Source organism: Vreelandella neptunia (genome assembly GCF_034479615.1).
Classification (GTDB): domain Bacteria; phylum Pseudomonadota; class Gammaproteobacteria; order Pseudomonadales; family Halomonadaceae; genus Vreelandella; species Vreelandella neptunia.
Genome location: NZ_CP140255.1, coordinates 302179 through 317339, shown reverse-complemented (window position 1 = coordinate 317339; position 15161 = coordinate 302179). Strand labels below are relative to the sequence as shown.

Sequence of the window (15161 nt, the reverse complement as noted above, 5' to 3'; positions counted from 1 at the left end):
ATGAACGTCGAGATAGTCGGCGTCCTACTGCTTGGGCTGGGCTACCTGGCACTGCTGTTTGGCTGCGGTTTTGCGGTGGAGCGCGGCTGGGTGCCGGTGCGCATTACCCGCCACCCGATTGTTTACATCCTTGCCCTGGGTGTTTATGCCAGCGCCTGGGCGATTTACGGCAGCGTGGAAATGGCGGCCAACGCGGGGTTTGGCTACCTCGCCTACTACCTGGGCGCAGCGGGCGCCTTCTTACTCGCCCCTGTGCTGCTGGTGCCCATCCAGCGCATCACCCGCACCTATCAACTAACGTCGCTGGCGGATCTGTTTGCCTTCCGCTTTCGCTCCCGCTGGGCAGGTACGCTGGTCACCCTCGTCAGTCTACTGGCGGTGCTGCCACTGCTCGGCATTCAAGTACAAACCCTGAGCGAAGCCATCAATATCATCACCGCCAGCCAAGCGGGCGGTAGCGTTGCACTGCTGTTTTGCGCCGTTATTGCCGCCTTTGCGGTCATTTTCGGTGCCCGCCACAGTCAGTCTCATGGCCGCCACGACACCCTACTTAGCGTCATTGCATTTGAATCCATTGTTAAACTGCTGGCCATGCTGGGGCTGGGTGCGGTGGCGCTATGGATAGTGTTTGACGGCCCAGGCGATCTGCAGCTGTGGCTGGAAGGCCCCGGGGCTCTCCTCCAGCAACAGACACCCAAACTTGATCCGGCCCAGTGGCGCACCCTCCTGCTGCTGTTTTTTGTGGCGGCGTTTATGATGCCGCATCTGTTTCATATCAGTTTTGCAGAAAGTCTATCGCGACATACCCTGCTACAAGCGAGCTGGGCACTGCCGCTGTTTCTGCTGCTAATGGCGCTGCCTGTACCACTGATCTGGTGGGCCGCGCAGTCGGTTAATCCCGACATACCCATCACCGCCTATGCCGCCTACCTAATGACCGAACACTGGTGGGTGGGCGCACTGGCGTTTATCGGTGGGCTAGCCGCCGCCAGCGGCACCATGATTATGATTGCCCTGGCGCTTTCAGGCATGGTGCTTAATCATATTGTGCTGGTAGCGAGGCCCCCTGAGGCACGCAGTGATCTCTACGGCTGGCTGCTGTGGCTGCGCCGAGGCTTAGTGGTCGCTGTGATTATCGGCGGCTGGGTGTTTTACCAGTGGGTAGGCCGCCACCATGGTCTCATCGGCTTGGGGTTAGCCGCGTTTGTCGGCATGGCCCAGTGTCTGCCCGGCATGTTGGCGCTGCTCTACTGGCCAGGCGCTAACCGTAAAGGCATGATTATTGGCCTCATCGCAGGCGTCGGCGTATGGCTATGGGGGCTATGGCTACCGCTCATGCTCTCGTTACCGGCACCACAACTCCCCTTTACGCCATTTACCGCCGCTGATGCGCCGCTGTGGTACAACGTCACGCTGCTCTCGTTGGCGGTCAATATTCTGCTGCTGATAGTGATATCGCTGTTCACGCGTATTTCTGAGGGGGAGCAGTCCGCCGCAGAAGCGTGCTCCGTCGATGCGGTTATCCGCTCCAAGCGCTTTCCACTGGAAGCCGCGACGGCGAGCGACTTTTCTACTCACCTAGCCCACGCCCTCGGCGATGAGGCGGCTAGCCGTGAAGTGAATCGGGCATTGCAAGCACTCAATTTAACCCCTCAGGAGCGCCGCCCCTACGCGCTACGTCGCTTGCGTGACCGTATCCAGGCCAATTTGTCAGGCTTAATGGGCCCATCGGTGGCGCGGGATATTGTTGATCGCTACCTACCCTACCGCCACGACGACGCCCCGGAAACCGACGATATTCACTTCGTTGAAAGCCGCCTGGAAGCCTACCGCTCACGGCTGACAGGGTTAGCCCGTGAACTCGACGGTTTGCGCCGCCACCACCGCCAAACCCTGGCCTATTTACCAGTGGGGCTCTGTGTTCTGGGCGATGATGATGAGCTGCTAATGTGGAATCAGGCGCTCTCCCAACTCTCGGGCATTAGCGGTGAAAGCGTGATCGGCTCACGCCGTGACAGCCTACCCGCCCCTTGGCCCAGCCTACTCGGCGGGGTGCTAGAGACCACCTCAACACCGCTCTACAAACAGGCGGTCACGCTGCACGGTAAAGACTATTTTTTGACCCTGCACAAAGCGATTCTCAGTGGCAATGACAGCCGTGGCGGAAGCGTTATTCTGATTGAAGACCATACCGAAATGAAGTGGTTGGAAGATGAGTTGGTGCATGCCGCGCGCCTAGCCTCTATCGGCCAGCTAGCGGCTGGAGTCGCCCACGAAATTGGCAACCCGATTACCGGCATCTCGTCGCTGGCGCAAAATCTACGCTACGACACCAACGACCCGGCCTTGCTGGAGACCGCCGAGCAAATCCAGCAGCTAACCCAACGGGTCACCAAAATCGTTAACTCACTGGTGGGTTTTGCCCATGGGGGGCGCCAAACGGTACCGCTCCCTGCCTCACCCGTGGCACTTGCATCAATTAGCGAAGATGCACTGCACTTGATCCACCTCGCCCGCTCGGGAGAGGATGTTACCTTAACCAATGAAACGCCCGACGATGTGGTGGTGCGCGGCGATGCCCAGCGATTAACGCAAGTGATGGTCAACCTGCTGAGCAATGCCCGGGATGCCTGCGGCAAGGGGGGAGAAGTTCACATGACCGCAGGACGCCACGAGCAGCTTGCCTGGTGGCGGATAACCGATAACGGTCAGGGCATCGATCCACGCGTGCGTGAGCACCTATTCGAGCCCTTTACCACCACCAAACCCGCCGGCGAGGGCACCGGTCTGGGCCTTTCATTGGCCTACCAGATTATCAATGAGCACCAGGGTAAAATAGACGTGGCTTCGCCACCCCCCGGACAGCCTCGCGGCACGGCCATTACGTTATGGCTGCCGCTTTACCAACAGGATGATCAGCCAACCCATGCCCAGGATTCTGATTGTTGAAGATGAAGCGATTATTCGCAGCGCGTTAAAGCGCCTTCTGGAACGCCACGACTATACGGTCAGCGAAGCAGGCAGCGCTGAGGAGGCCAGCCAGCTTGAACTCACTGGGTTCGACCTCATCATCAGCGACCTGCGGCTGCCGGGCGAGCCGGGTACCACACTAATTACCGCCGCAGCCCCCGTACCGGTATTGATCATGACCAGCTACGCCAGCATGCGCTCTGCGGTGGAAGCGCTCAAACAGGGGGCCGTGGACTACGTGGCCAAGCCCTTTGACCACGCGGAGCTACTGGAGACCGTTGAGCGGATCCTACACAAGCAGTCGATGCAGCAGAGCCCACCGCCGGATATCACCGATGCAGGCGGCAGCCGACAAACCATGATCGGCAACTGCGTTGCCATGCAGCAGGTCTACACCCGCATTAGTAAAACCGCCCCCGCCGATGTCACCGTATTGATTCTTGGTGAGTCGGGCACCGGTAAAGAGCTGGTAGCACGGGCCATTCACCAGCAGAGCAAGCGCGCCAAGGCACCGCTGATCTGCGTCAACTGCGCAGCGATTCCTGAAACGCTGATCGAGTCCGAGCTGTTTGGCCATGAGAAAGGCGCTTTTACCGGCGCCAGCGCAGCGCGCACCGGGTTAGTCGAAGCCGCCGATGGCGGTACGCTATTTTTGGATGAGATTGGCGAGCTGCCGCTGGACGCCCAGGCGCGTCTGCTGCGCGTTCTTCAAGAGGGTGAAATCCGTAAAATTGGCTCGGTGGAAACCCGCCACGTCAATGTCCGCCTGATTGCGGCCACCCATCGTGACCTGCGCGCGCTGTCAAAAACCGGCGAGTTCCGCCTTGACCTTTACTACCGGCTGAACGTGATGCAGATCGAGCTGCCGCCGCTGCGCGAACGCGAGGACGACGTGCTTGAAATCGCCGACATTCTGCTCGACAAGGCGTGTAAACGCCACGAACGCACGGGGCTGCGTTTGTCCCGCGCAGCCCGCCAGGATCTGCGCGACTACCCTTGGCCGGGTAACGTTCGCGAGCTGGAGAATGCCCTTGAGCGCGGCGTGATTCTGGCCGAGGGGCATCTGATCCACCCGGACGACCTGGGTCTAGCGCCGACCACCCCACGCCCGCATCCGCCCTCTGGCTCGTCCGGCACATCTGCTGTCAGTGGTAGCGGTGATAAAAGTGCTGAAGAGAATGAAGATGATCTCTCTCTAGAAGATTATTTTCAGCATTTTGTCCTCGAACACCAAGACCAGATGAGTGAAACCGAACTGGCACAAAAACTGGGCATTAGCCGTAAAAACCTTTGGGAGAGGCGTCAGCGGCTTGGCATACCGCGCAAAAAAACCGCCCGGCGCCCAGGTTAAGCACCTGGGCACTACTATCCTTTCGCGCCTCCACAGCAAACCTACGACCATCGTCTAATATACTGATTTAAATAAGAAATATTCTGCCTTTCGCTACCCAGGCATTGTTACCTTCCCACACAACGCCGCGCACAAACTGACGGAAAAGGGGTAACACTTTTCGCGCCGCAAAGTTCCGCAGCGACTTAAAAAACTCCAACCTTCTGAAATTTATAATTTATTAAATAGGTGGCACAGGGTCTGCAGTATTACTGGGTAAGAAAAACAAACTGGGCATAGCGCCAGGTCGCCAACAAAAACAACATGACCTCGCCAGAACCTGAGCCACAACAAAAACAACAGGGCCAGGTAGAGATAACGGTACTAACAAGAACAATAGGCTTGAGTCTCATTACTTGCTTGCGCAGGCAACACAAGCGCAGCGAACAACAATAAGAGTTAGCAAGTGGCCCGAAAGGACGCGACGTACAACGTGACTTGGCATTCTAATAACAACAATAGCTGTCAGCGTGTACACCCCGGCGCCAATAATAATTCCCCGGGGGGAGAAAAGTTCGCGGTTGGATTATTGTTTTGAATACGAGGCGGTCGGAACCATCGTGATCCTTACGCCTACCGACTGCGGTGCGTATTCAGGGCGATGTGCCATCATGAAGAAAAATAGCAGCACGGAAGCTGATTAATTGCTTGACAGGGGAGGCTCTCTTAGCCTCCCCTTTCCGTGTTTAAAGCCTGGGCTTAAAACCTGTGTTAGCCTCCGCCAGCGTCAAATGCTTTGCAAGCCGCTCTTTGCAAGCCATAGAGGGTCGGCTACACTCAGCCATTCGTGGTTTATGTTCAGTACTCGTTTGACGTGTTTTCTAACGACTATTTTTACGGCCATTTTTTCGTACCTGCGAGTTGAAATCGTCGCATGTTTAAAGGATTTACCCGTTTCCTACACAGCCCGGGGGAGCAATTGAAAACCTTGCTTGATCCCCAAGAGAGCACCACCAACGCCCTCACTCCGCGCAACATCCCTCGGTCCGAGCACCCTGTTTCTCGCCAGCACATCAGCGATGCCGCGTTAAAAGTGCTTTATCGCCTTAGCGGCGCGGGTTTCGACGCCTATTTGGTGGGTGGTTGTATTCGTGATGCGCTGCTTGGCAAGATGCCCAAAGATTTTGATGTCGCCACCAACGCCACGCCAGAGCAGGTTCGCGATCTATTTCGTAACTCGCGCCTGATCGGCCGCCGTTTTCGAATTGTCCATGTTCGCTTTGGCCGCGAGGTCATTGAGGTCACCACCTTCCGTGGCAAACCCCAAGACGAGCATGGCGACCACATTGCCCACCAGTCCGATGAAGGGTTGCTGCTGCGCGACAATGTATGGGGCAATATTGAAGAGGACGCGCTGCGCCGCGACTTTACCGTTAATGCGCTCTACTACAATATCGCCGACTTCAGCATCACTGATTTTGCCAATGGTGCCGAGGACATTAAGACCCGCACCCTGCGCCTGATTGGCGACCCGGCGACGCGCTATCGCGAAGACCCGGTACGGATGCTGCGGGCGGTGCGCTTTGCGGCTAAGCTCGACTTCACGCTAGACCCCGCCACCGAAGCGCCAATGTACGATCAGGCGCCGCTGCTGCTGCAGATTCCCCCAGCGCGGCTATTCGATGAAGTGCTCAAGCTGTTTATGTCGGGCCACGGTTTGGTCACCTTCCGGCTACTCAGCCACTACGGCCTGTTCGGCATGCTGTTCCCCGAGGCCGAAGAAGCCATGGCCGATGCCGCCTGGGCCGAAGAGCTGATTGAGCAGGCGCTGACCAACACCGATAAACGCATTGCCGAAGAGCGCCCCGTCACCCCGGCCTTCCTGCTGGCAGCGTTTTTATGGGCCCCGGTCAAGCATCGCCAGGAAGCGCTGGAACAAGAAGGCATGCCGCCCATTCCCGCGCTTCAAGCAGCCGCTCAGCAGGTGGTATCCCGGCAGTTAGAGTTCACGTCGATTCCCAAGCGCTTTGGCATCCCCATGCGGGAAATTTGGGAATTACAGCAGCGCCTACCCCAGCGGCGCGGTAAAAAGGCCTTTCAAACCCGCGAACATTCGCGTTTCAGAGCGGGCTATGACCTGCTATTGCTGCGCGAACAGGCGGGCGAGATACCCAGTGGTTTAGGCGAGTGGTGGACGGCGTTTCAGCGCGGCGATGAGCACGAACAGCGTCGCCTGCTGCAAAAAGTTGGCGGCGACCCAGCCAGCCAGGGCGACCGTCGTCGCAAACGGCGCCGTAAGCCGAGCGCGCCAGAGTAGTGGGTGCGCCTTCCCAGCTCGCCTATATCGGCTTGGGTAGCAATCTGGAGTCGCCTATCGAGCAGGTTCGCGAGGCCCTCAACGAGCTGGCAATGCTACCGCTAAGTCGATTGGTGGCAGCATCATCGCTTTATGCCAGCCGCCCGGTGGGGCCGCAGGATCAGCCGGACTTTATCAACGCGGTGGCAGCGCTGGAGACACGGCTCTCGCCGCTGGCGCTACTCGACCAGCTTCAGGCGTTAGAGCAGCAGCATCGCCGCCGCCGCCAGCGCCACTGGGGGCCCCGCACGCTCGATCTTGACCTGCTGCTCTACGCTGATGACCATATCAACTCCCCGCGTTTACGCGTACCGCACCCGCAAATGACTGCCCGGGCCTTTGTATTGCTCCCCCTCGCAGAGATCGCCCCCTCTCTAGACCTCCTCCAACAGCCGCTATCCACGTGGCTTGAGCAAGTTGAGAACCAAGGTTTGGAACGCTTACCCTGCGCCTAGTTGCGGCTAACGCTACCATTTGACACAAATCTCGACACCGACACCCCATTCAGGTAACAATTGCCGGTTACGCCACTTCGCGCATGCAGGGATGCAGCATCAATAATGGTCGGCTGCCTATGTCGCAGCGGCCTCACGTAAAACATGAGAGCACGCCATGAAAACCGTCACCCTAAGCACGCTGCAGGCCTATAAGCAGGCTGGCGAGACGTTCAGTTGCCTAACCGCTTACGACGCCTCCTTTGCCCATGCGGCAAGCCAGGCAGGCATTGATGTCCTGCTCGTCGGTGATTCGCTGGGCATGGTGCTACAGGGCCATAACAGCACCCTCCCCGTCACCATTGACGACATCGTTTACCACACCCGCTGCGCGGCACGTGGTAAAGGCCATAGCCTGCTGATGGTGGATCTACCCTTTATGAGCAACGCCACCACCGAGCGCCTGTTGGAAGATGCCGGTGCCGTGATGCGCGCGGGAGCGGAACTGGTCAAGCTGGAAGGCGAAGCGTGGATGGCCGATGGCATTCGTGAACTCACCCGCCGCGGCGTACCGGTATGTGCCCACCTGGGCTTAACCCCGCAAACCGTGCATCAGCTAGGCGGCTATAAAGTGCAGGGGCGCGACGCCGCTCAAGCGGAACGCATCATTAATGACGCAAAAGTACTTGTCGAGGCGGGCGCTTCGGTGATTCTGCTCGAGTGCGTTCCTGCCAGTCTGGGCAAAGCGGTCACCGCTGCGCTGGATGTGCCGGTGATTGGCATTGGCGCAGGGCCAGATACCGATGGCCAGATTCTGGTGATGCACGATGTGCTCGGTATCACCCATGGCCGCACACCCCGCTTTGTAAAAAACTTCATGGCCGAGGCTGATAGCATTCAAGCTGCTTTTCAGGACTACCATGAAGCGGTCAAAACCCGCGCCTTCCCGGCTCAAGAGCACTGTTTTTAATCGGTTTTTCGTCGCTCGATGTGGAATTAACTCTGCCAGCATGAGGATAGTTCCTGTGGGAGGGAGCTTCAGCTCGCGAATGTTTGGGCTATTAGCATGATGAAGCCAAGGGGGTGCCTGCGGCACCCTTCGTCGAAGTGTCGAACCACCGCTGAAGCGGCCTCCCACAACAGATAGCTGGCTTAGTGGTTGCGATCTGAATCGTGAGATACAAAATAGCCAACCAATCTTAAATCTACATTTGATGACGAATAGCCTTTAATCACTGTTTTTAAGCGCCGTTTTTAAAAGACGCCTTAACTATCGCCCCACTTTGTTACTAATGCGAAACGACTATGCGCACTTTGCGAGACATTGATCAGCTACGCAGCACGCTGCGAGATTACCGCCAACGCGGCCAGCGTATTGCCCTGGTACCCACCATGGGCAACCTACATGCCGGGCACCTGGCGCTGGTCGCCTGCGCGCGCCAGCACGCCGATATCGTGGTCGCAAGCCTGTTCGTCAATCCGATGCAGTTTGGCCCAGGCGAAGATTTAGACGGCTACCCGCGTACCTTTGATGCCGATCAAGCGCAGCTTATCGAGGCTGGCTGCGACGTGCTGTTCGCCCCAGCGGTGAGCTCGCTCTACCCCAACGGCTTGGACGCCCAGACCCGCGTGCATGTGCCCGTGGTGGGAGAAGGGCTGTGCGGCGGCTCACGCCCCGGCCATTTCGACGGTGTCTCCACCGTGGTCAGCATGCTGTTTAATCTGGTACAGCCAGACGTTGCCTGCTTTGGGGAGAAGGATTACCAGCAGCTGGCTGTGATTAGGAAGCTGGTGTGCGACCTGCACATGCCTATCGAGATTATCGGCGTGCCCATCGTGCGCGCAGAAGATGGCTTGGCACTGTCATCACGCAACGGCTATTTGAGTAGCGAGGAGCGTGCAATCGCCCCTGCGCTTTATCGCACGCTGTGTACGCTTCGCGATGCGTTAGAGCGAGGAGAACCTATCGAAAAGGTACTACACCAGGGCCACACCGCGCTGTATGATGCGGGCTTTACGCTGGACTACCTGGAACTGCGCGATGCCACGCTAGGCCCCATTAACCTAGCGACCCGCCATGCGGTACTGCTGGCCGCCGCCAAGCTGGGCCCGGCGCGATTAATCGACAACCTCACTGTTCGACTCCCGGCCAGCGCTGCCAGAGAATAAACAAACAACGGGTAAAAATAGGAACTCACATGCATACCATCATGCTCAAAGCCAAGCTGCACATGGCACGCGTCACTCACGCGGTACTCAACTACGAAGGCTCCTGCGCCATCGACGGCGACCTGCTGGATATGGCGGGCATTCGTGAAAATGAGCAGATCCAGATTTACAACGTCGAGAACGGCGAACGCTTCACCACTTACGCTATCCGCGGTGAGGAAGGCTCCAAGCTTATCTCGATCAACGGCGCTGCGGCCCACCTCGCCGCCCCTGGCCACCGGATCATTATCTGCAGCTACGCCCACTACTCCGAAGCAGAACTGGAAAATCACCAGCCTGCGCTGGTGTATCTGCAGGAAGGTAACCACGTCAGCCACACCAGCAATATTATTCCAGTGCAGCTAGCCTAATCAAAATTTGGCTAATCATAGCGCTTCTAACGCTTTCTCCTGACGGGCCACATGTTGGCCCGTTTTTATTTGCCTATAAATGCGTATTGCCGCCATGCACCACCTTCCCCTATGCTGAAGAGACGGCTGACAGAGTACGAATAAAAGAGTACGGCTGACAGAGCACGCCTATCGGGCATCTGGCTTCAGACTGTCTGTTAATTACTCGAGGAGTCATTTTATGCAAGAAGTAGTCATTGTTGCGGCACGCCGCACCGCTGTAGGCGCTTTCGGTGGTTCCCTGGCAGGTATTGCCGCGAGCGACCTGGGCGCCTTGGTAATCAAAGATATACTCGCCTCCACCGGCGTTTCTCCCGATCAAGTTGACGAAGTATTGCTGGGCCAGGTGCTCACCGCGGGCGTTGGCCAAAATCCGGCGCGCCAAGCGGCTATCAAAGGCGGCCTACCGGATTCGGTACCGGCCATGACCATCAACAAAGTGTGTGGCTCAGGCCTTAAAGCGCTGCATCTCGCGACTCAGGCAATTCGCTGCGGCGATGCCGAGCTGATTCTGGCCGGCGGCCAGGAAAATATGTCCGCCTCTCCACACGTGCTGCCCAACTCCCGCAACGGCCAGCGCATGGGTGATTGGAAGGCAATTGATTCCATGGTGCACGACGGCTTATGGGACGCTTTCAACAACTACCATATGGGCATTACCGCCGAGAACTTAGCCGAGAAGTACGGTATCACCCGCGAAGCGATGGACGAGTTCGCCGCAGCGTCACAGCAGAAAGCCGCTGCCGCCATCAAAGAAGGTAAGTTCAAAGGTCAGATCGTGCCGGTGGAAATTCCCCAGCGCAAAGGCGACCCGGTGGTGTTTGATACCGACGAGAACCCACGGGAAGTTACCGCGGAGAAGCTCGGCGGCATGCGCCCTGCGTTTAAGAAAGACGGTACCGTTACCGCCGGTAACGCCTCGGCGCTCAACGACGGCGCGGCGGTGGTGATGCTCTGCTCCGCCGAAAAAGCTAAGCAGTTGGGGCTAGAGCCACTGGCACGTATAGCGGCTTACTCCAATGCAGGCGTTGACCCTGCCATTATGGGTATCGGCCCCGCACCGGCCACTCGCCGCTGCTTGGAAAAAGCGGGCTGGAGCCTGGACGACCTGGACTTGGTGGAAGCCAACGAAGCGTTTGCCGCTCAAGCGCTATCCGTCAACAAAGAGCTAGGTTGGGATACGTCTAAAGTGAACGTCAACGGCGGCGCGATTGCCCTAGGCCACCCCATTGGTGCCTCCGGCTGCCGCGTACTGGTCACGCTGCTCCACGAAATGATCGCCCGCGACGCCAAGAAAGGCCTCGCGACGCTGTGTATCGGCGGCGGTCAGGGCGTAGCACTGGCTATCGAGCGTCCTTGATTATTGTTTGAGGTAAGCGCTTAACCAATGCCCCCGCTGATCGTGGGGGCATTTTTTTTGCGCCTCTTGGCTCAACGTGTTTTCTGGCCAACGACCTTGGCTGGCGTGCTTAGTACCAGTAGCGCGCCTAGCAGGAATAATCCGGATGCGGCCCACATGGCAATGGGCAAGCTAGTACCATCGACGATACGCCCACCCAGCATAGCGCCCAAACCAATCGACATATTGAAGGTAAACGCCATCAACGCCGTGGCGGCTTCGGTGTTGGGTGCGGTGCGTATAATCCAGGTTTGAATGCTGACCGATACGCTGCCAAACACCGCGCCCCACATCATGAGCAACATGACGCCGCTGCTCGGCTGAACACCCAGCAGCGGGAAGACAGCCACCACAATGAACAACAGGCTGGGAATCGCCAGCACAGCGCGGTAGGGGTGGCGCCCGGCAAACATGCCTGCCGCAATATTGCCCACAATGCCTGCCGCCCCGTAAAGCAGCAGCAGACTGCTCACATGGCGCTGGGAAATACCGCTGATCTCTTGCAGGATAGGGCTAATAAAGGTATAGGCAGCAAAGTGGCCAACCACTACAAAGGCGGTGGTTAACACCGCGACTCGCACACCGCGATTGCTAAACTGCTGCGCCAATACCCGCAAACGCACAGGTTCTCGCGGTGGTAGCGGCGGTAGCCAACACCACAGCGCAACGGCCGTTAACAGGCTTAGCCCTCCCAGCGCCCCAAAGGCGACCCGCCAGTTGCTTAGATCCCCCAGCAGCGTACCCAACGGCACACCCAGCACCGAGGCTGCCGCGACGCCACCAAAAATCATCGTCATCGCTTTTGGCACCTGAGCCTCCGGCACCAGGCGTGGGGCAATACTGCCCGCCACCGCCCAAAAACCACCAATGCTAAGCCCCACCAGCACGCGGGCGGCAAGCAACAGGATAAAGCTGCTGGCCAATGCCGATAGCACACTTCCGGCCACCATCACGGCCATCAATACAGTGAGCATAATGCGCCGATCCAAGCGCCCCACCGCTACCGGCAGCAGCGGGGCTGAAAAGGCAGCGACCACGCCGGGCACGGTGACCATTAAGCCTGCCATGCCGGGGGTAACGCCCATGCTCGACGCCACCTGGGAAAGCAACCCAATCGGCAGTTGCTCCGCGGTCACCAATAAAAAAATGCCGATCATCACGGCCACCACCGCCCACCAACGCGGCGCTTGTTGCTGCTCCATCTGCTGCTCCCTGACTGTTGACTGTCTAAATCCCGGCGAACATAGCTTTAGCTAACATCAAAACAATACTTAGCAAAAACAGTACTTAGCAAAACAGTACCTAGTAAAAACAACGCCCCCGCAGCCAGAGGCTACGAGGGCGTTGTCAGAAACCTAGCCAGCGATTTAAATCGTCGCTTCGGTTTCCGCTGCTTCCGCTGCAAAAGCGGCTTTCTCTTCTTCGGTGATCTCTTTCATCGACAGCTTAACGCGGTTGCGGTTGTCGATATCCAGCACCTTAACGATCACGTCATCGCCTTCGTTCAAGAAGTCGCGCACGTTGTTAACGCGCTCGGCAACGATCTGCGAGATGTGAACTAGGCCATCGGTACCCGGCATGATGTTAACGAACGCACCGAAGTCGGCAATACGCACGACCTTGCCGTGATACAGCTTGCCGATTTCCGCTTCAGCGGTAATCGCCAGTACGGTGTCGATGGCGCGCTTGGCGGCGGCTTTATCTTCCGCGTAGATACGCACGGTGCCATCGTCGTCGAGGTCAATAGAGGCGCCGGTGTCTTCGCAGATTTTGCGAATGGTTGCGCCACCTTTACCGATTACGTCGCGGATTTTGTCTGGATCGATTTTAATCGTTGCCATGGACGGCGCGTTGTCGGAGACATCGCTACGGCTCTGGCTGATCACGACATTCATTTGCTCGAGAATACTCAGTCGCGCGGTCAGTGCTTGCTGCAGCGCGAGCTCCATAATCTCTTCGTTGATGCCTTCGATCTTGATGTCCATCTGCAGGGCGGTGACGCCCTCTTCGGAACCGGCAACTTTAAAGTCCATATCGCCGAGGTGATCTTCGTCACCCAGGATATCGGTCAATACCGCAAAACCGTCCGGGTCTTTTACCAAGCCCATGGCAATACCGGCGACCGGTGCTTTTAACGGCACGCCTGCGTCCATCAGGGCCAGCGAAGAGCCACATACAGAGGCCATGGAGCTGGAACCGTTAGACTCGGTAATTTCAGACACCACACGAATGGTGTAAGGGAAGACGTCTTCTGACGGCAGCATTGCCTGCACGCCACGACGTGCTAAGCGGCCATGGCCGATTTCGCGACGCTTCGGGCCACCCATAAAGCCGGCTTCACCCACCGAGTAGGGAGGGAAGTTGTAGTGCAGCATAAAGCGGTCTTTACGCTCACCTTCCAGTGATTCGATTAGCTGTGAATCACGCAGCGTGCCCAGCGTTGCTACGGCAATCGCCTGGGTCTCACCACGCGTAAAGACGGCAGAGCCGTGCGCTTTTGGCAGCACACCGACTTCGATGGCCAGCGGACGAACGGTTTGATTGTCACGACCGTCAATACGCGGCTCGCCTTTGACCACCCGTGAACGCACAACGCGTTTTTCCAGGCTAGCAAAAGCACCTTTGACGTCATCTTTACTGAACTTGTCGTTAACCGGTTCGCCTTCATCGGCTGCCAGCTGTTCAATCGCCTGGTCTTTCAACTCAGCCAGTGCATCCTGGCGCTGCATTTTGTCGGTGATGCGGTAAGCGTCGCCCACTTTAGCTTCAAAGGCATCGGCCATGGCGGCTTTGAGCGCCTGGTTCTCTTCGGCGGCCTGCCACTCCCAGCGCGGTTTGCCCGCTTCAGCGACCAGTTCGTTAATGGCACTGATCGCGACCTGCATTTCCTGGTGACCGAACAGAACGGCGCCCAGCATTTCATCTTCGAGCAGCTCTTTTGCTTCAGACTCAACCATCAGCACGGCTTTTTCAGTACCGGCAACGACCATGTCGAGCTCAGAGGAGGCCAGTTCTTCAACCGTTGGGTTGAGGAAGTAGCCTTTCTCTTCGTTAAAACCAACCCGGGCTGCGCCAATCGGGCCACTAAAAGGCACGCCAGAGATGCTCAGCGCCGCGGAGGTGCCAAGCAGTGCGGCGATATCCGGATCGTGGTTACGGTCGGTAGAGAGAACGGTACACACGACCTGCACTTCGTTCATGAAGCCTTTGGGAAACAGCGGACGGATCGGGCGATCAATCAGCCGCGAGGTCAGCGTCTCTTTCTCGGTGGGACGACCTTCGCGCTTGAAGAAGCCGCCAGGAATCTTGCCCACTGCGTAGGTTTTCTCTTGGTAGTGTACCGAGAGGGGGAAAAAGGGTTGGCTCGGGTTTGCCTCTTTACGAGCAACAACGGTACACAGCACGACGGTGTCATCCATGGTAACCATGACAGCGCCGGTAGCTTGGCGGGCAATACGCCCGGTTTCGAGCGTGACGGTGCTACGACCGTACTGGAACGTTTTCTTTACCGGATTCACAGCGACTTCCTTCAGCATTATCAATATCTACTTGTCTATTCGTTTAGGTCGTTTTGACTCGTTACCATTCTAGGCGCTGGAGCGCGATAGGGCTACCAGTTCCCTACTTGCCGTAAACACGAAACATAAAAAAACGGGCAGCTCACAAGGAGCTGCCCGTTTCTAATCGTTGCCGTTAAGGCTTAACGACGCAGACCTAAACGCTGAATCAGAGACTGATAGCGTTCGAAATCTTTACGCTTTAGGTAGTCCAGCAGCTTACGACGCTGGTTAACCATGCGGATCAGACCACGACGCGAGTGGTGATCCTGTTTGTTGGTCTTGAAATGATCCTGCAGGCCATTAATGTTGGCGCTCAGCAGTGCAACCTGCACTTCAGGGGAACCGGTATCGTTGTCGCCGCGGCCGTATTCAGTGACGATCTCGGCCTTCTTCTCAGCGGTTAAAGCCATCTGTCTCTCCAGTAAGCAATATGCCTAAAAATGAATGGTTGAGACCACGCATATTTGCAGTCTCAGGCTACTGTTTTCTACGTA

Annotated in this window: 11 protein-coding genes; 8 read left to right on the top strand and 3 right to left on the bottom strand. The window is 57.4% G+C overall.

The window, feature by feature from the left end:
* The 8 genes from SR894_RS01540 (at position 1) to SR894_RS01505 (ending at position 11068) form a co-directional block, all read left to right on the top strand.
* Positions 1 to 2949 (top strand): ATP-binding protein, encoded by a 2949-nt coding sequence (locus SR894_RS01540; protein ID WP_133731732.1) that lies wholly within the window; start codon positions 1 to 3, stop codon positions 2947 to 2949.
* Positions 2927 to 4321 carry a sigma-54-dependent transcriptional regulator gene (locus SR894_RS01535; protein WP_133731576.1) on the top strand — a complete coding sequence of 465 codons (1395 nt, stop codon included), beginning with the start codon at positions 2927 to 2929 and terminating at the stop codon, positions 4319 to 4321. The genes SR894_RS01540 and SR894_RS01535 overlap by 23 nt, the downstream gene beginning before the upstream one ends.
* A 913-nt stretch (positions 4322 to 5234) precedes the next feature.
* Positions 5235 to 6617 carry a polynucleotide adenylyltransferase PcnB gene (gene pcnB, locus SR894_RS01530; RefSeq protein ID WP_133731577.1) on the top strand — a complete coding sequence of 461 codons (1383 nt, stop codon included), beginning with the start codon at positions 5235 to 5237 and terminating at the stop codon, positions 6615 to 6617.
* Positions 6617 to 7111 carry a 2-amino-4-hydroxy-6-hydroxymethyldihydropteridine diphosphokinase gene (gene folK, locus SR894_RS01525; protein WP_133731578.1) on the top strand — a complete coding sequence of 165 codons (495 nt, stop codon included), beginning with the start codon at positions 6617 to 6619 and terminating at the stop codon, positions 7109 to 7111. The genes pcnB and folK overlap by 1 nt, the downstream gene beginning before the upstream one ends.
* A gap of 157 nt (positions 7112 to 7268) precedes the next feature.
* Positions 7269 to 8060 carry a 3-methyl-2-oxobutanoate hydroxymethyltransferase gene (gene panB, locus SR894_RS01520; RefSeq protein WP_133731579.1) on the top strand — a complete coding sequence of 264 codons (792 nt, stop codon included), beginning with the start codon at positions 7269 to 7271 and terminating at the stop codon, positions 8058 to 8060.
* Positions 8061 to 8395: 335 nt separating this feature from the next.
* Positions 8396 to 9259, top strand: a complete 864-nt coding sequence (panC, locus tag SR894_RS01515; RefSeq protein ID WP_133731580.1) for a pantoate--beta-alanine ligase — start codon at positions 8396 to 8398, stop codon at positions 9257 to 9259.
* Positions 9260 to 9288: 29 nt separating this feature from the next.
* Entirely contained in the window at positions 9289 to 9669 is a 381-nt protein-coding gene (gene panD, locus SR894_RS01510; RefSeq protein ID WP_007111819.1) for an aspartate 1-decarboxylase, read from the top strand.
* A gap of 220 nt (positions 9670 to 9889) precedes the next feature.
* On the top strand, positions 9890 to 11068 hold the full coding sequence (locus SR894_RS01505; protein ID WP_133731581.1) for an acetyl-CoA C-acetyltransferase: 1179 nt from the start codon (positions 9890 to 9892) through the stop codon (positions 11066 to 11068).
* A 71-nt stretch (positions 11069 to 11139) separates the two neighbouring features.
* Here the strand turns inward: SR894_RS01505 and SR894_RS01500 are convergent, their stop codons facing one another.
* The 3 genes from SR894_RS01500 to rpsO all read right to left on the bottom strand — a co-directional run bounded on the left by SR894_RS01500 (position 11140) and on the right by rpsO (position 15077).
* Complete coding sequence (locus SR894_RS01500) at positions 11140 to 12309, bottom strand: MFS transporter (protein WP_133731582.1); 1170 nt, start codon at positions 12307 to 12309, stop codon at positions 11140 to 11142.
* A gap of 165 nt (positions 12310 to 12474) precedes the next feature.
* Positions 12475 to 14643 carry a polyribonucleotide nucleotidyltransferase gene (gene pnp, locus SR894_RS01495; protein WP_133731583.1) on the bottom strand — a complete coding sequence of 723 codons (2169 nt, stop codon included), beginning with the start codon at positions 14641 to 14643 and terminating at the stop codon, positions 12475 to 12477.
* A gap of 164 nt (positions 14644 to 14807) precedes the next feature.
* Positions 14808 to 15077, bottom strand: coding sequence for a 30S ribosomal protein S15 (rpsO, locus tag SR894_RS01490; protein ID WP_007111823.1), 270 nt, complete (start codon positions 15075 to 15077; stop codon positions 14808 to 14810).
* Between the last annotated feature and the right edge of the window lie 84 nt (positions 15078 to 15161).